16 protein-coding genes and 1 pseudogene are annotated in these 16,357 nt (G+C 70.2%); 8 read left to right on the top strand and 9 right to left on the bottom strand.

Annotated features, from left to right (window positions below; genetic code table 11):
- On the bottom strand, positions 1-299 hold a 299-nt coding region (locus EYA84_RS12035), incomplete at its 3' end, for a LysE/ArgO family amino acid transporter (protein ID WP_161594956.1).
- Positions 300-370: 71 nt separating this feature from the next.
- Here EYA84_RS12035 and EYA84_RS12030 point away from each other — a divergent pair.
- Positions 371-1,267 carry a LysR family transcriptional regulator ArgP gene (locus tag EYA84_RS12030; protein WP_131053124.1) on the top strand — a complete coding sequence of 299 codons (897 nt, stop codon included), beginning with the start codon at positions 371-373 and terminating at the stop codon, positions 1,265-1,267.
- Between the two features lie 70 nt (positions 1,268-1,337).
- Here the strand turns inward: EYA84_RS12030 and EYA84_RS12025 are convergent, their stop codons facing one another.
- On the bottom strand, positions 1,338-3,089 hold the full coding sequence (locus EYA84_RS12025; RefSeq protein WP_131053123.1) for a biotin carboxylase N-terminal domain-containing protein: 1,752 nt from the start codon (positions 3,087-3,089) through the stop codon (positions 1,338-1,340).
- A gap of 182 nt (positions 3,090-3,271) precedes the next feature.
- Between EYA84_RS12025 and EYA84_RS12020 the strand changes: the two genes are divergently transcribed.
- A complete protein-coding gene (locus EYA84_RS12020; protein WP_131053122.1) occupies positions 3,272-4,231 on the top strand; it encodes an ATP-binding cassette domain-containing protein in 960 nt (319 codons plus the stop codon).
- Positions 4,232-4,251: 20 nt separating this feature from the next.
- Complete coding sequence (locus EYA84_RS12015; RefSeq protein WP_131053121.1) at positions 4,252-5,007, top strand: ABC transporter permease; 756 nt, start codon at positions 4,252-4,254, stop codon at positions 5,005-5,007.
- A gap of 179 nt (positions 5,008-5,186) precedes the next feature.
- Here EYA84_RS12015 and EYA84_RS12010 read toward each other — a convergent pair whose 3' ends face one another.
- From EYA84_RS12010 to mycP, 3 genes are read right to left on the bottom strand one after another with little or no spacing between them, the layout of a single operon-like run.
- On the bottom strand, positions 5,187-5,840 hold the full coding sequence (locus EYA84_RS12010) for an O-methyltransferase (RefSeq protein WP_131053120.1): 654 nt from the start codon (positions 5,838-5,840) through the stop codon (positions 5,187-5,189).
- A gap of 9 nt (positions 5,841-5,849) precedes the next feature.
- A complete protein-coding gene (locus EYA84_RS12005) occupies positions 5,850-6,506 on the bottom strand; it encodes a nucleoside triphosphate pyrophosphatase (RefSeq protein WP_131053119.1) in 657 nt (218 codons plus the stop codon).
- A 37-nt stretch (positions 6,507-6,543) separates the two neighbouring features.
- Positions 6,544-7,701 (bottom strand): type VII secretion-associated serine protease mycosin, encoded by a 1,158-nt coding sequence (mycP, locus tag EYA84_RS12000; protein ID WP_236145722.1) that lies wholly within the window; start codon positions 7,699-7,701, stop codon positions 6,544-6,546.
- A gap of 963 nt (positions 7,702-8,664) precedes the next feature.
- Between mycP and EYA84_RS33995 the strand changes: the two genes are divergently transcribed.
- On the top strand, positions 8,665-8,814 hold the full coding sequence (locus EYA84_RS33995) for a hypothetical protein (RefSeq protein ID WP_161594955.1): 150 nt from the start codon (positions 8,665-8,667) through the stop codon (positions 8,812-8,814).
- 226 nt (positions 8,815-9,040) lie between these two features.
- Here the strand turns inward: EYA84_RS33995 and EYA84_RS11990 are convergent, their stop codons facing one another.
- Both EYA84_RS11990 and EYA84_RS11985 read right to left on the bottom strand, forming a co-directional pair.
- Positions 9,041-9,502: a hypothetical protein gene (locus tag EYA84_RS11990; RefSeq protein WP_131053117.1), complete on the bottom strand. Its 462-nt coding sequence runs from the start codon at positions 9,500-9,502 to the stop codon at positions 9,041-9,043.
- A 101-nt stretch (positions 9,503-9,603) separates the two neighbouring features.
- Positions 9,604-9,816, bottom strand: a complete 213-nt coding sequence (locus EYA84_RS11985; protein WP_131053116.1) for an acyl-CoA carboxylase subunit epsilon — start codon at positions 9,814-9,816, stop codon at positions 9,604-9,606.
- A 92-nt stretch (positions 9,817-9,908) separates the two neighbouring features.
- Between EYA84_RS11985 and EYA84_RS11980 the strand changes: the two genes are divergently transcribed.
- Both EYA84_RS11980 and EYA84_RS11975 read left to right on the top strand, forming a co-directional pair.
- Positions 9,909-12,284, top strand: a complete 2,376-nt coding sequence (locus tag EYA84_RS11980; protein ID WP_131053115.1) for a serine/threonine-protein kinase — start codon at positions 9,909-9,911, stop codon at positions 12,282-12,284.
- 145 nt (positions 12,285-12,429) lie between these two features.
- Complete coding sequence (locus tag EYA84_RS11975; RefSeq protein WP_131053114.1) at positions 12,430-12,609, top strand: hypothetical protein; 180 nt, start codon at positions 12,430-12,432, stop codon at positions 12,607-12,609.
- A gap of 80 nt (positions 12,610-12,689) precedes the next feature.
- On the opposite strand, the gene EYA84_RS11970 is transcribed toward EYA84_RS11975, so the two are convergent.
- Entirely contained in the window at positions 12,690-13,445 is a 756-nt protein-coding gene (locus EYA84_RS11970) for a GH25 family lysozyme (protein WP_131053113.1), read from the bottom strand.
- Positions 13,446-13,630: 185 nt separating this feature from the next.
- On the opposite strand from EYA84_RS11970, the gene EYA84_RS11965 reads away from it, so the two are divergent.
- Positions 13,631-14,377, top strand: coding sequence for a M50 family metallopeptidase (locus EYA84_RS11965; protein WP_131053112.1), 747 nt, complete (start codon positions 13,631-13,633; stop codon positions 14,375-14,377).
- Between the two features lie 87 nt (positions 14,378-14,464).
- On the opposite strand, the gene EYA84_RS11960 is transcribed toward EYA84_RS11965, so the two are convergent.
- Positions 14,465-16,048 carry an acyl-CoA carboxylase subunit beta gene (locus EYA84_RS11960; protein ID WP_131053111.1) on the bottom strand — a complete coding sequence of 528 codons (1,584 nt, stop codon included), beginning with the start codon at positions 16,046-16,048 and terminating at the stop codon, positions 14,465-14,467.
- Between the two features lie 74 nt (positions 16,049-16,122).
- On the opposite strand from EYA84_RS11960, the pseudogene EYA84_RS11955 reads away from it, so the two are divergent.
- A pseudogene (locus EYA84_RS11955) lies at positions 16,123-16,357 on the top strand (biotin--[acetyl-CoA-carboxylase] ligase); the annotation flags it as partial.

Genomic DNA, 16,357 nt, shown 5'->3' with positions numbered 1-16,357 from the left:
GCCGGCGTGAGCGCGCTCGGACGCCACGCGCGGCGGGCGGCCAGGGCCGCGTACCCGAGCAGGAAGGCGGCCCCGCCCCAGCGGATCGCGGTGAGCAGGTCGGGTCGGGCCGCCACCACCGACCCCACCCCGGCGATGCCGACGCCGATCAGCAGGGCGTCGGAGATCGCGCAGGTCAGGACGACCGGCACCACGTGTTCCCGGCGCAGACCCTGACGGAGTACGAAGGCGTTCTGCGCGCCGATGGCGACGATGAGGGCGATGGAGAGGGAGAAACCGGCGACGACAGAGGTGAGCACGACGCCGACGGTAGGAGCGCGGGTACGGATCAGTCCAGCTAAAGATTCTTCATCCGGTTAAGCTGAGCTGCATGGGCGGTCTGGACTCCACCCAGCTCCGGACACTCGCCGCCGTGGTCGCGGAGGGCAGTTTCGAGGCGGCGGCACGCCTGTTGCACGTCACGCCCTCGGCGGTCAGTCAGCGCATCAAGACACTGGAGGAGACCGTCGGGCAGGTGCTCGTCCGGCGGCACCGTCCCTGCGACGCCACCGAGGCCGGGCGACCGCTGCTGCGTCTGGCCGGGCAACTCGCCCTGCTCGAACGGGAGGCGCTGGCCGATGCCCGGGGGCCGCTCGGCGGCGACCGGAACCGTACCCGGGTCGCGATCGTGGTCAACGCCGACTCGCTCGCCACCTGGTTCCCCGCTGCCCTGGCCCGGCTGCCCGACCAGCCGGAACTCTCCTTCGACATCCGGCAGGACGACCAGGACCACACCGCCGCCCTGCTCCGCGACGGGGTGGTGACCGCTGCGGTGACCGCCCAACGCGAGGCGGTGCAGGGCTGCCGGGTACGCCGTCTCGGCACGATGCGCTACCGGGCGCTGGCCGCGCCGTCGATGGCCCGACGATGGTTCGCCGACGGCCTCACCCGGGCTGCGGCAGCCGCCGCACCGGTGGTGGTCTTCGACCGCAAGGACCGGATCCAACACCGCTTCCTGCGTACGGTGACCGGGCACGCGGTCGACCCACCGGTGCACTACGTGCCGTCGGTCCCGGCGTTCAACGAGTCGATCCGGCTCGGCCTCGGCTGGGGAATGATGGCCGAGCAGATCGCCGACGCCGACGTGGCCGCCGGACGCTGCGTGGACATCGCCCCCGGCCGGGTGCTGGACACCCCGCTCTACTGGCAGCACTGGCGACTCGACTCGCCGGTGCTGACCGCGCTGACCACCGCCGTCTGCACGGTGGCCGCCGAATCCCTGCGCTGAGATGTAAGGAGGGGTCCCCTGCTATACACCAGGCGTTAGCAGGGGACCCCTCCTTACATCCGGGAACGCCTCAGGCGATGGTGCAGATGGCGGCGCCGGCGGTGATCACCGCGCCGACCTCGGCGGCCAGGCCGCCGACCGTACCCGCCTTGTGCGCGTGCAACGGCTGCTCCATCTTCATCGCCTCCAGCACCACGACCAGGTCGCCCTCGGCCACGGTGTCGCCGTCGGCGACCGCGATCTTGACGATCGTGCCCTGCATCGGCGAGGTGAGCGCGTCACCGCCCGCCGCCGCGCCGCCCGTGGCACCGCCGCCCCGACGGGTGGGCTTCTTCGCGCTCGGTGCGGCACCCGCCGTACCCGCGCCCAGCCCGGCGGGGAGGCTGACCTCCAGCCGCTTGCCGCCCACCTCGACCACGATCGTCTCGCGCTCGGCCGGGGCGGCCGGGCCGTCGGCCACCGCGGTGAACGGCGGAACCGTGTTGTCGAACTCGGTCTCGATCCAGCGGGTGTGCACCGTGAACGGCTCGGCGGTGAACGCCGGGTCACGGACCACCAGGCGGTGGAACGGCAGCGCGGTGGCCATCCCCTCGATCACCATCTCGTCCAGCGCCCGCCGGGCCCGATCCAGCGCCTCGGCGCGGGTCTCCCCGGTGATGACGACCTTGGCGAGCAGGCTGTCGAAGTTGCCGCCGATCACGTCGCCGGCCGAGATGCCGGTGTCCACCCGCACGCCGGGCCCGCTCGGCAGCCGCAGGGCGGTCACCGTGCCGGGAGCGGGCAGGAAGCCCCGGCCCGGGTCCTCGCCGTTGATCCGGAACTCGATGGAGTGCCCGCGCGGCGTCGGGTCCTCGGTGAGCCGCAGCTTCTCCCCGTCGGCGATGCGGAACTGCTCGCGTACCAGGTCGATGCCGGCGGTCTCCTCGGTCACCGGGTGCTCCACCTGGAGCCGGGTGTTGACCTCCAGGAAGGAGATGGTGCCGTCGTTGCCGACCAGGTACTCCACCGTCCCGGCACCGTGGTAGCCGGCCTCCCTGCAGATGGCCTTCGCGCTCTCGTGGATCTGCGTGCGCTGCGCGGCGGTGAGGAACGGCGCCGGTGCCTCCTCGACCAACTTCTGGTGCCGGCGCTGCAACGAGCAGTCCCGGGTGCCGGCGACGATCACGTTGCCGTGCTGGTCGGCCAGGACCTGCGCCTCGACGTGGCGCGGCTGGTCGAGGTACCGCTCGACGAAGCACTCGCCCCGACCGAAGGCCGCGACCGCCTCGCGGGTGGCCGATTCGAAGAGCTGCGGGATCTCCTCCATGGTGCGGGCCACCTTCAGGCCACGCCCGCCGCCCCCGAAGGCGGCCTTGATGGCCACCGGCAGACCGTGGTCGACGGCGAATGCCATCACCTCGTCCGGGCTGTCCACCGGGTCCGGGGTGCCGGGCACCAGGGGAGCACCGGCCCGCTGGGCGATGTGCCGGGCGGTGACCTTGTCGCCGAGGTCGCGGATCGCCTGCGGGGTGGGGCCGATCCAGGTCAGGCCCGCGTCGATGACCGCCTGGGCGAAGTCGGCGTTCTCGGAGAGGAAGCCGTAGCCGGGGTGCACCGCGTCGACGCCGGACCGGGCAGCGACGTCGATCAGTTTGTCGATGCGGAGGTAGGTATTCGCAGCGGTGTCGCCCTCCAGGGCGTACGCTTCGTCGGCGAGCGTGGCGTGCAGGGCATCCCGGTCGGAGTCCGCGTACACCGCGACGCTGCCCAGGCCGGCGTCCTGGCACGCGCGGATGACCCGGACGGCGATCTCGCCCCGGTTGGCGATGAGTACCTTGCGCACCTTGGTGGCTCCTCCCGGCGGGTTTCTGACCGGGAGTTTATAGCTCACGGTGGTGCCCCGAACGATCGCTCAGTGTGGGATGACGCACTGTCTGGCCAGGTCGTCGGCGGCGTGGTGTCGTACCGATGTGGTGGAGTGCCGTGACGATATGGCCGGAGAGTGGCCATGAGCGGGGAGTGGAAATGATCGAGACCAGAGGGCTGCGGAAGTCGTTCCGCAGCCGGGCCGGTCGGGAGACGAAGACCGTCGAGGCGGTACGCGGCGTCGACCTGGACGTCCCGGCCGGTGAGATCTTCGGGTTCCTCGGCCCGAACGGCGCCGGCAAGACCACCACGTTGCGGATGCTGGCGACGCTGATCGAGCCGGACGGCGGGCAGGCCACCATCGCCGGTGCCGACCTGCTCAAGAACCCGGGTGAGGTACGCCGTCGGATCGGTTACGTGGCCCAGGGTGGCAGCACCTGGGACGAGTCGACCGCGCGTGAGGAACTCGTGCTCCAGGCCCGGATGTACGGCATCGGCAAGGCCGAGGCCCAACGTCGGGCGGTACGCGCGCTGGAGGCGTTCCAGCTCAGCGAGTTCGCCGACCGCAAGTGCAAGACGTACTCGGGCGGTCAGCGACGGCGGGTCGAGATCGCGCTCGGCATCATCCACGAGCCGAAGATCGTCTTCCTGGACGAGCCCACCACCGGCCTGGACCCGCAGAGCCGGGCGCACATGTGGGACGAGATCCGGCGGCTACGGACCGACGGGATGACCGTCTTCATCACCACGCACTACCTGGACGAGGCCGACGCGCTCTGCGACCGCATCGCGATCATGGACCACGGCGAGGTGGTCGCCGAGGGTACGCCGACCGCCCTCAAACGGGAGATCTCCGGCGACGTCGTGCTGGTCGGCCTCGACATCGTGGCCACCGGCGAGGCGGAGAAGCTGCTCGACGGCGAGGAGTACGTGAACCGGCTGGAGAGTCTGGAGGACGGCGGCCTGCGCCTCTTCGTCGACGACGGCGCGACCGCCATCCCGCGGATCCTGCGCCGTGTCGACGGTGCCGGTCTCGACCTCAAGTCGATCGAGCTGCACCGCCCGAGCCTCGACGACGTCTTCCTCACCAAGACCGGCCGCTCGCTGCGCGAGTCCTGACCCGACCAGGAGAAAGTCCCATGAAGCTCGCCCGCGACACCTGGCTGATCTTCCAGCGGCAGTTCCACCTGCTGCTGCGCAACCCCGTGTGGGTCTTCGTCGGCGTCTTCCAGCCGGTGATGTATCTCCTCCTGTTCGCCCCGCTGCTCAAGCCCGCGCTGAACGCGCCGACCCAGGCCGCGGCGTACAAGATCTTCGTTCCCGGCCTGCTGGTGCTGCTGGCCATCTTCGGCGGCCTGTTCCAGGGCTTCGGCCTGATCGCCGAGCTGCGTGCCGGAGTGATCGAACGCTCCCGGGTCACCCCGGTCAGCCGGCTCGCCCTGCTGCTCGGCCGCTCGCTGCGCGACGTGGTGTCGCTGATGGTCCAGGCGGTCATCATCACCCTGCTGGCGCTCCTGTTCGACCTGCGGGTCTTCATCGGCGACCTGCTGCTGGCATACCTGATGCTCGCCCTGATCGCGCTGATGACGTCGGCGGTCAGCTACGGCGTCGCGCTCAAGGTCAAGAGCGAGGACGCGCTGGCTCCGCTGATGAACACGGTCGCCCAGCCGGTGCTGCTGCTCTCCGGCATCCTGCTCCCGCTCGCCTTCGCGCCCGGCTGGTTGCAGGGCGTCGCCAAGTGGAACCCGTTCTCCTGGGCGGTGGACGGCACCCGCGCGCTGTTCAACGGCGACATCGGCAACGACCGGGTCTGGCAGGGGCTGACCATCATCGCGATCCTCGCCGCCGCCGGGGTCTACTGGGCGGCCCGCCAGTTCGCCCGCAGCGTCCGGTGACGTGAAAGGAAGGGCACCTTATTAACGCCTGCGGTAGAGCACGGGCACCCTGTTAACGCCCCGCTCACCCAGCGGCGGCACGACCGACACTCAGCGGCACGGCCGACGACCGTCGATCCGGACGCCGGCCCCGGTCCGCGTACCCCGACCGGGGAGGCGACCGGTGCCGGCGTAAACGGTCAGTGCACGCGGGCGAGAGTCAGGCCGTCGGCGATCGGCAGCATCACCGCGTCGACCCGTACGTCGGCGAGGACGTCGTCGTTGAACGCCGCGATGGCCCGGTCCGCCTCGCTCTCCGGCGCCACCACCCGTCCGTGCCGCAGCACGTTGTCCACGGCGATCACGCCACCCGGCCGCATCCGGGGCACCAACTCGTCCCAGTAGAGCGGATAGCTGGTCTTGTCGGCGTCGATGAAGGCGAAGTCCAGATACCGCTCGTGCGGCAACTCCCGCAACGTCTCCCCGGCCGGGCCGATACGCAGCTCGACCCGGTCGTCGACACCGGCCCGCGCCCAGTACCGGCGCGCGATACCGGTGTACTCCTCGGAGATGTCGAAGCAGGTCAGGCGCCCGCCGTCGGTCAGGCCCCGGGCGATCGCCAACGAGGAGAGACCGGTGAACGTGCCCACCTCCACCGCGTTGCGGACACCGAGCAAGCGGGTCAGGAACGTCAGGAAGGCGGCCTGCTCCGGCGCCACCTGCATGGAGGCGTGCTCCGGCAGGAGGGCGAGGGTCTCCTCGGCCAGGTCCCGGACGATCTCGTCCGGCGGCGCGCCGTGCGCGACGAGGTACGCGTGCAACTCGTCGGTGAGCGGAATCGACTTCAGCGTCATGTTCGGACGCTAACCGAGCGGCTCGACGATCTGGTTGCCGGGCGCCACTTTCGTCCACAAATCGGTGATTCGCAGGTCCAGCTCGCCGAGCAGCCGCCGCAGCAACGGCATCGACAACCCGACGACCGTGCCCGGATCACCCTCGATCCGCTCCACGAACGCCCCGCCCAACCCGTCGATCGTGAACGCGCCGGCCACCGCCAGCGGCTCGCCGGTGGCCACGTAGGTGGCGATCTCCCGGTCACTGATGTCGGCGAAGTGCACCACCGTGGAGGCCACGGCCTCGGCCCGACGCCCACTGACGATGTCGATGAGACAGTGGCCACTGTGCAGCACTCCGCTGCGCCCCCGCATCCGCTCCCACCGTCGGGTAGCGTCTGCCGCGTCGTCGGGCTTGCCGAAGATCTCACCGTCGAACGCGAGCACCGAGTCGCAGCCGAGCACCAATGTCCGTTGACCGTCGCCGGGCGCCAGCCGGGTCAGCACCGCCTCCGTCTTGAGTCGGGCCAACTCCAGGCAGAGATCCTCCGCCCGATCGGTCACCACCACACTCTCGTCGACACCACTGACCAGCACGTCCGGCTCGATGCCGGCGGCCTGCAGAGTCTTACGGCGGGCAGGGCTCGCCGAAGCGAGCACGAGGCGGAGCGGAAGCACATCAGACACGCGCACGACGGTACCGCCAACCGTCCGCCCAGACCCCTCAGCGGCTGATGCGTGGCGGCGGGTCGTCCGACCGTCGCCGCCGCCGGACCCACCACACCCCACCGGCACCGGCCGCCAGCAGCACCGCCAGAGTCACCAGACCTCGCACGGCCGCACCGTCCTGATCGGCCTCAGGGCCCCCGGCCCGCGTCGTGCCCGGCCCAGGGGTGGCCGACCCGCTCGGCCCAAAACCCCTCGGCGGTACGTCTGCCGTGAGCGCCGCCACCAGATCGATCACGCCGTAGCCGTACTGGTCGTCGCGCCCGGGAGGCCCCTTGTCGATCGCGGTCGCCGTCAACCGGTGCGCCACCTCGTCCGCCGGCAGATACGGATACTTGGCCCGAATCAACGCCGCCGCCCCGGCAACAATGGCAGCAGCGTTAGAAGTTCCGCTACTTCGCCGATAGTCGCTTTGTGGGTCGAGGCTGAAGATGTCTAGGGCGGGAGCCGCCAAATCCAATTGTGGTCCAGTGACTGAAATCCTTGCATGCTTCCCATTTTGGTCTATGCCGCCAACGGCGATCACCGTATCGGCGGCCGCAGGGTAAATTACTCCCGGGTCGGTCGGGTTGTTGCCTCCGGCTGCCACGACTATCACGTTGGCCGAATGTGCCGCCTCCAGTGCCTGCAGCAAGCGAGGGCTGGGTCCGCCTCCACCAGAGATGCTGACTACGGCTGCCCCCGCGGTGATTGCAAACTCGATGCCTTCTGCAAGTCGGTCAGCGTTTCCTCCGTTGCTGGCATCCGAGGTCTTTATGGGAATCACTTGCGCCTTGGGAGCAATTCCTAGCGCGCCTTTGGTTGCGTTCTGTCCGTGTGCAGCAATGAGGCCAGCCATTGCGGTGCCGTGACCATTTGGATCATCGTGGGCGCTGCTGGAGTCTCCGGGAAGCAGATTCTTTCCCTTCTTAAGGTTCAGTCGGATATCCGGGTGTTGGCTAACTCCGGTATCAAGAATTGCTACGGTGACGCCTTCGCCCTGGCTCATGCGGTGTGCCTCCTGCGCGCTTAGATAGCGCAGGTGCCACTGGTCGTTGCGGATGCGGCTTGCATTGTCGGAAGGTGTCACCTCAATGGCTGCCTGGATGGCTGTGCCCGGCAAGAGGATGGCCAAGACCGATCCGGCAGCGAGCACTCGCGAGTGTCGCTTGCTCACCTCGGAGAGCCGATTGCTGGACCAGGGTCAATCGGTCCATCGTCCCTGGGTGGCAAGACGATAGGGTCCACACCCTCCTCCGTCTGCCATGGATGGTCAGGATCCCACTTGCGGCCGTCCTCATCCCTCTGGGTGTCTCTTATTGGGCGGCCTGACGTGTTGCCGGAGACCATGCCTGCAGGAAAGCCTCCAGTGGGTGGCATGTAATGGGCTCGTGGGAAACCTCTCCCGGTTCCTGGTCGAGATCCGGCTCCGCCGGCAGGGGCGGTCCCTGCTGCACCTCCGCCGATTACACCGCCTATCGGATTGACTCGGCGCGGCTGGGTTCCACCGGGTGTCGACTGGCTGGGGCTCGCGCTGGGCAAGCCGCCTATCAAGCCATTCGGGTGCATAAAGCGTGATCCGGCTGGCGGTGGCAGAGGGGAGGAGCTATTCGCGCTAGGCCGCCAAGAGTGCGAGGAATGGTTAGGTTTAGGTCGATCATTCGGCCCGGAAGCGGGCGAAGCGGGAGGTGTCATTCCTGGCGAGGGGGGTTGGTTAGGCGTAAGTGGGCTCTGTATGACTGGATTGGTTGGTGGTGGAGTCGCGACGGAGGCGTTTCCACTTAGCAACGGTCCAGACGGCTGAGCTGTCGAGTTGGGTTGTGGCGCTGGTCTGGGTTGCTTGAAGCGTGCAGAAGGCGCCGGTAGCGGTGCTGGCACGATCGGTGGGATCGCCGGTGCTCCGGTGGGGCTGTAAGCCTCCGAATAGTCAGGGGCGCGATCTGAGTGCCGAAGTGGCGGAGGTCGGCGGAGGGTTACTTGGGCCTGTTGGAGGTCGCTGCTCAGGCCGTACATGATGCCGCGCGCCCTGACGTTCAACTGCTCCAGATCGGCATCGGTCACCGGTGGTCGGCTGTTCCGGCTGCCGGCGACGGCTTTCGGGTCGGCGGCTGTCTGTTCCCATCCGCGCTTCTGTCGGAGCTTGTCCGCGTACTCGTCGTGGATCTTCTTGAGTTCGGTGCGGGTGCTGGTGATGGCCTGGGTGGCGGCGGTGAGCGCGCTCTGGTTGGCGCTGGCGGCGTCGTGCGTGCGCTGCACCTGCGCGATCAGGTCGTCCAGCTCGGCGAGGTAGGCGCGGGCGGCCTCGTTGGTGTCGGGCGGCCAGGCCCGGGCGAGACGCTGGCGGTACGTCCGGAGGCGGTGCAGGTGTTGGTCGGCCAGCTCGGAGATCTTGCGCCAGCCGGCGACGTGCCGCCAGTGGTTGTCGGGATCGTGGTCCTGGAGGCAGGCCCACATGTCGGCGACGCTCATCAGGTACCAGTCGGTGAGGCCTCCGCTGCGGCCGACTCCCGGGTCCCTCACGGCAGCACCACCGACCCGTCGTTGTCGGGGCCGGTCGGATTGGTCAGCGACGGTGAGGGTGTGGGCTGGGCGGGTACGTCTCCCGGCTGCCCGAGCGCCTGCTGGACGTCGGCGACGCGGGCTGCGGAGAAGGCGTCGGTGTCGGCGTACCGGTCGGCCACCTGTCTGGCGGCGCGCGCCAGGTGGCCGGTGGTGTGGCCGAGGCCCCAGACGGCGTTCGTCGTGGCCTGCTGTGTCTCCCAGTGGGCCCGCATGAACTGCACCAGCTCGATGAAGGCGTCGGCCGGATTCGGCACCCGGGTCAGCATGTCGTCCGCGATGCGCGGCAGGTGGGGCGTGTAGTTGCCGTCCACCTCGGCGCGGAGCGTGTCGGCGAATTCCCGCATCTGGCGGAGGTCCGCCTCGACGCCACGGTGGCCGCCTGACCAGGACGCCTGTCGATCATCCTCAGGGATCATCGGCCCTCCAAACTGTAACGGCCCGGTTCCCCTCTGTGAGGCTAATCCTTGGACGCCTCCCCGGCAGCCCCGGTCGCCGTCGACAGCCTCGCCGATCCGCGTCAGCGGGGCAGACCGGAGGCGCGCCAGGCGCCGCTTCCCGGGAGCAGTGTGGCACCGGCCGGTCGGCCGCTGCGGGCCCAGACCGAGACCGGGGTGGTGGCGGCGACGGGGGCCGGGCGGGAGCGGACGACGATCGCGCCCACCAGCGCGGCCAGTTCCTCGGCGGTCGGCACGCCGCGGACGACCCGGAACAGCGGCTCCTCGACAGACATGCACCCCAGCGTACGCGCTGTGAGCTCGACCTCCGGCACACAGTGGCGTGCCGACGGTGTGAGCGTCGGGGGTGGCGGGTACCGTCTCAGCGATGTCTGAGCCTTCCCCCCAACTCGTCGCCGACCGGTACCGGCTCCTCTCGCCGCTCGGTCAGGGCGGCATGGGCCGGGTATGGAAGGCGCGCGACGAGGTGCTGCACCGTGACGTCGCCATCAAGGAGTTGGTCCCGCCGCCGGGCCTGACCAACGAGGAGCGCCGCGAGATGCGCGAACGCTCGCTGCGGGAGGCGCGCGCCATCGCCCGCCTCAACAACATCAACGTGGTACGCATCTTCGACGTGCTCCGCACCGACGGTGACCCGTGGATCGTGATGGAGTACGTCGCGTCCCGTTCGTTGCAGGACACCCTCGCCGAGGACGGGCCGGTGCCGGCGGCCCAGGCGGTGCAGATCGGGCTGGGCGTGCTCAACGCCCTGAAGGCGGCGCACAAGGCCGGCATCATGCACCGCGACGTCAAGCCCGGCAACGTGCTGCTCGGCACCGACGGTCGGGTGGTGCTGACCGACTTCGGCCTGGCCACGATCCCCGGCGACCCGAACGTCACGCGCACCGGCATGGTGCTCGGCTCCCCGGCGTACATCTCGCCCGAGCGTGCCCGGGACGGCACCACCGGTCCGGAGGCGGACCTCTGGTCGCTGGGTGCCACGCTCTACGCCGCCGTGGAGGGCAAGTCACCGTTCGCCCGACCGTCGGCGATCAGCACCCTGGCCGCGCTCGCCACCGAACCGGTGCCGCCGGCCCGTAACGCCGGACCGCTCAAGCAGGTGCTCGCCGGGCTGCTGCGCAAGGACCCCGAGGAGCGGATCACCGCCGAGTCGGCCGAGCGGATGCTGCGCCGGGCCAGCGGTAAGCGGAGTCGGGGCATCTCGCTGCTCGACGGTGTGCGCCGGCCGGGGCCGAACGGGCCGCGTGAACCGCGTCAGCCGATGGTGCCCGCGCCCCGCCCGTCGGGGGAGCAGCCCACCGCGCCGGTGACTCCGCCCGTGCCCCGTACGCCCTCGGCCGTGGGTCCGCTCGCGGCGGGTGCCGCCGCAGCCGGCGCGACCACCTCCGGTCCGTCTGGCTCCGGTGCGACGGCCGGAAAGCCGCCGGTCTCCGACGCCGCGCCGACGGCGAAGGTCGCGGCTCCCACCGGCGCGGACGCCGATCCGACCACGAAGATGGACGCCGACCTGACCGCGAAGGTCGACGCCGGTCAGGACGCGGACCCGACGACGAAGGTGGACGCGGCGTCGACCGCTGCCGGTGCCGCCGGTGCGGGGCTGACGTCAGGTGCGGACGCGGCATCGTCCGCGACGGATTCCGGGGCCGACTCCGGCGGGTCGACCACGGAGACCGCGACCGGCCGCGACGACGCCCCGGCGGCCCAGGACGGCGGGGACACCGCCCCGGCCGGTACGCCGACGACGCCGGACGGATCCGACGCGACCGTGCGGGCTGCCGCGACCAGCGGAGCAGCCGCTGCCTCGGCCGACGTCACCAAGGTCGACGGTCCCGCTGTGGAGGCGAAGGCGCAGGCCGACGCGAGCGCGACGACCGACCGGCCCGGCTCGGGCGAGCCGACCCGTCGGGTCGGCCCACCGGCTCCCACGGCGGCCGCCACCCCCGTCGCGCCCGCCTCGACCTCGTTGATGCCGTCGGCACCGGTGAGCCCGGCGGCACCGGCTCGGGGTTCCGTCTTCAAGACCGGCCAACTCCGTTCCGAGCGCACCCGCCGTGCCGTGCTGGTCGGCGCACTGGTCGCGCTGCTGCTCGTCGGCCTGGTGGTGGCGGTTCCGCTGCTCACCAGCGGTGACGGCGACGGCGGCGACACCCCGCAGGACACGGCCGGCACGTCCGAGTCGTCCGCACCGCCGACCTCGGAGCCGGCCGCGCCACCACCGACCTCTGCCGCACCGCCCAGCGCCTCCCCGTCGGCGTCCCCGTCACCCACCCCGTCCGAGAGCGCCGCCGGTGGCCTGCCCGAGGGCTGGACGTTGCGGAACGACCCGGTGGGCTTCAAGGTGCCGGTGCCGGAGGGCTGGCGGCGCAGTTCCGGCTCCACCTGGGTCAAGTACCGCGACCCGAACGGCGTCAGCGAGCTGACCATCGACCGCACCTCGTCGCCGCAGCGGGACGCGGCGGCCACCTGGCGGCAGCTCGAACCGGGTCGGAAGAACGTCCGTGGCGTGCAGAACTACCGGTTCATCGACATCTCGACGATCGACTGCAAGTGGCGGACCTGCGCTGACTGGGACTGGAACCAGACCCGCAACGGGGTCGAGCTGCGGGTACGCAACCGGGGCTTCGTCACCGCCAGCAACCGGGGCTTCGCCCTGCGCTGGGAGGTGCCGAACAGCGAGTGGGACGCGCAGTTGCCGAACTTCGAGACGGCGTTCCGCGAGTTCGTGCCGGACCGTCAGGACTGAGGTCCGCCGACAGCAGGGCGGTCGAGACGAGGCATGACCGTCCGTCGTTCGGGGTACCTGATCTCGAAGGACGGAAGGGAGGCCCGAGATGGGTTACCGACCAAGGGATGCCCGAACCCGACTGACACTGTGGACGAGCGCAGTGGTGGGTGTCGGCGTACTACTGTTCGTCACCTTCGGAGTCGCACTGCTGGCCACGTTGCTGAGCGTCGTGACGCTCGCCGGGGCCGCGTACGTGGGGTGGGCCGTCACCCGTCGGGGCACGGTGGCCCGGCACGGCGGTGTCGGCGTACCCGTGGCACTCGCCGCGCGACGGCGGGCCTGAACCGGCGGTGGTCACGCCACGGCGGCGGGCCGACGTCCCGAATCCACTCGGTGGACGTCGACCCGCCGTCGTGACGTGTGTCAGGCGGTGTTGTTGGCCAGGGCGATCAGCCGGTTCCGGTCGCCGTTCCAGTAGTTGCGGTCGACCGCGCCACTGATGCCGGCGACGCTGCCCGAGTCGGTGTACTGCCAGAAGCTCCAGACCGGTGCGCCGGCCGGCAGCGCGCCGACCGAGGAGGACCAGCGGGCGACCCAGACCGGGTGGTTGGTCCATGGGCCGGTCCAACTGCCGGTGCACTGGTTCCAGAAGCTGGTGGTGGTGTAGATGACCGCGTACCGGCCGGTACGCGAGCGGTAGGTGTTCAGGAAGTCCTGCACCCAGTTACGCATGCCGGTGGTGCTCAGGCCGTAGCAGTAGCCGCCGCTGTACGGGTTCGCCTCCAGGTCCAGCGCGGCGGGGAGCGTACGGCTGTCGGCCGACCACGCACCGCCGTTGGAGGCCAGGTAGTTCGCCTGAACGGCGCCGGAGGAGATGTTCGGCCGGGCGAAGTGGTACGCGCCCCGGATCACCCCGGCGTTGTACGCGTTGACGTAGTTGGTGTTGAAGTTCGGGTCCTTGTAGCTCGTACCCTCGGTGGCCTTGATGAAGGCGAACTGGATGCCCGCGTTGCGCACGCTCGTCCAGTTGATGGTGCCCTGGTAGCGCGAGACGTCGATGCCGGGCACGGTGGCCGCCGCGGCGGGGGTCGCGGTGGCGACGAGCCCGGCAGCAGCGGTCGCGAGTACGGTGAGCGCGGCGGCGGTCAGCCGGCGCAGCGTTGGTATGGTCCGACCCATGGCGTCCTCCTGAGACGACTGTCGATAGACAGACATCTTTGAAGGTGAATGCCCGCCAAGGCAAGAGATACTAAGAAAACTTTCAATGCGGTACGGGTCGACCACGGACGGGTGTCCCGGCCGGCACCGGAACGAGACAGCCCGCCCTGGGACCTTCGTGCCCTGCGGGCGTAGGCTGCCGCCCCATGGTGTCGATCGAGGGCATGACCGCGTTCTGGGACCGTCTGCTCGGCGCGCAGCCCGACCCGCCCCCGCTGCTGGTGCTGCTGACCGGCCTGGTCGCGCTGGTGGTGGTCTTCACCCGGATGCCGTGGCGGATCGCCCGCAACGCGATCACCATCGCGCACGAGGGCGGGCACGCGCTGGCCGCCGTACTCACCGGACGCAAGCTGCACGGCATCCGGCTGCACTCGGACACCTCGGGCCTCACGCTCTCGGCCGGGCGTCCCACCGGACCGGGCATGGTGCTCACCCTGCTCGCCGGCTATCTGGCCCCGCCGCTGGTCGGTCTGGGCGGGGCGTGGTTGCTCGCCGGAAACCGGATCACGCTGCTGCTCTGGCTCGCGGTGGTCCTGCTGCTGGCGATGCTGATCATGATCCGCAACGTGTACGGGGCACTGACACTGGTCGTCACGGGTGGCGCCGTGCTCGCGATCTCCTGGTATGCCAGCCCGCAGGTGCAGGCCGCCTTCGCCTGGACCGGAGTGTGGTTCCTGCTGCTCGGCGGCGTACGCCCGGTGGTGGAGTTGCAGCGGCTGCGCACCCGGCGCGGGATGCCGGCCTCCGACGCCGACCAGTTGGCGGGCATCACGCCGCTGCCGCCGTTCTTCTGGGTGCTGCTCTTCGGCATCGTCAACGTCGTCGTGCTGGTGGTGGGCGGCCGGATGCTGGCCGGGCCGCTGCTGACCGACGCCGGCATCGCCTTCTGGTGAGCTACGCCGGTGTGCGGCGCAGTTGTTAGGAGGGGTCCCCTGCTATACGCCAGGCGTTAGCAGGGGACCCCTCCTTGCACGCAACCCCTACAGCGGGATGTTGCCGTGCTTCTTGGGCGGGAGCGTCTCGCGCTTGGTGCGCAGCACCCGCAGGGCACGGACGATCTGGAGCCGCGTCTCGTGCGGCGGGATGACCGCGTCCACGTACCCGCGTTCGGCCGCGACGTACGGGTTGGCCAGGGTGTCCTCGTACTCGGCGATCTTCTCGGCCCGGACCGCGGCCGGGTCCTCGGCGGCGGCCAGTTCCTGGCGGTAGAGGATGTTCACCGCGCCCTGGGCGCCCATCACCGCGATCTGCGCGGTCGGCCAGGCGAAGTTGAGGTCCGCCCCCAGGTGCTTGGAACCCATCACGTCGTACGCGCCGCCGTACGCCTTGCGGGTGATCACGGTGACCTTCGGCACGGTGGCCTCGGCGTACGCGTAGATGAGCTTGGCGCCCCGGCGGATGATGCCGTCCCACTCCTGACCGGTGCCGGGCAGGAACCCGGGTACGTCCACGAAGGTCAGCACCGGGATGTTGAAGGCGTCGCAGGTACGCACGAACCGGGCCGCCTTCTCGCTGGCCGCGATGTCCAGCGTGCCGGCGAAGTGCATCGGCTGGTTGGCGACCACGCCCACCGGACGCCCCTCGACCCGCCCGAAGCCGACCACGATGTTCTGCGCGTAGAGCGGCTGGACCTCCAGGAACTCCCCGTCGTCGAGGACGTGTTCGAGCACCCGGTGCATGTCGTACGGCTGGTTGGCCGAGTCGGGGACGAGGGTGTCCAGCTCCCGGTCGGCGTCGGTGACGGTCAGCTCCGCCGGGGCGTCGAAGACCGGCGGCTCGTCCAGGTTGTTGGCGGGCAGGTGGGACAGCAGCGCCTTGACGTAGTCGACCGCGTCGGACTCGTCGGAGGCGAGGTAGTGGGCGTTGCCGCTGCGGGTGTTGTGGGTGCGCGCCCCGCCGAGGTCCTCCATGCCCACGTCCTCGCCGGTGACCGTCTTGATCACGTCCGGGCCGGTGATGAACATGTGCGAGGTCTGGTCGACCATGACGGTGAAGTCGGTGACCGCCGGGGAGTAGACCGCCCCACCGGCGCACGGGCCCATGATGAGCGAGATCTGCGGGATGACGCCGCTGGCGCGTACGTTGCGGAAGAAGATCTCGCCGTAGAGGCCGAGCGACACCACCCCCTCCTGGATGCGGGCGCCGCCGGAGTCGTTGATGCCGACGACCGGGCAGCCGATCTTCATGGCCAGGTCCATCACCTTGACGATCTTCTGCCCGAAGACCTCGCCGAGGGAGCCGCCGAAGACCGTGAAGTCCTGGGCGAAGACACAGATCTGCCGGCCGTCGACGGTGCCGTAGCCGGTGATCACGCCGTCGCCGTACGGGCGGGAGCGGTCCAGGCCGAAGTTGGTGGACCGGTGCCGGGCGAACTCGTCCAGCTCGACGAAGGAGCCCTCGTCGAGCAGCATCTCGATCCGCTCCCGGGCGGTCTTCTTGCCTCGCGCGTGCTGTTTCTCGACCGCGCGGGCCGACCCGGCGTTCACTGCCTCGTCGACCCGTCGTGCCAGGTCCGCCAGCTTGCCCGCGGTGCTGTGGATGTTGGTCCCGGTCTCGGTAGTCACCCTGGGAATATAACGATGGTTCAGGTCGCCGCCGCTGTGCAGTTCGCCTCACCCGTGGCCCGTAGGCTGGCCGGATGCCGGATTCGCCGTACACCGACCTCGATCGTCCGCCGCTGTCGGCGACCCGGTTGCGCCGGGCGCTGGTGGCGCCGTACGGCCCGTGGACGCGTCTGGATCTGAAAGCCGAGACCGGTTCCACGAACGCCGACGTCGTCGAGGCGGCCCGGACGGGGGAGCCGGAGGGCCTCGTCGTGGTCGCCGAGCGGCAGAGCGCCGGGCGGGGGCGGCGGGGGCGGGCCTGGCAGTCAC

Origin of the sequence: Verrucosispora sp. SN26_14.1 (assembly GCF_004307965.1) — a bacterium.
Taxonomy (GTDB): domain Bacteria; phylum Actinomycetota; class Actinomycetes; order Mycobacteriales; family Micromonosporaceae; genus Micromonospora.
This window is presented reverse-complemented; position numbering and strand designations above follow the sequence as displayed.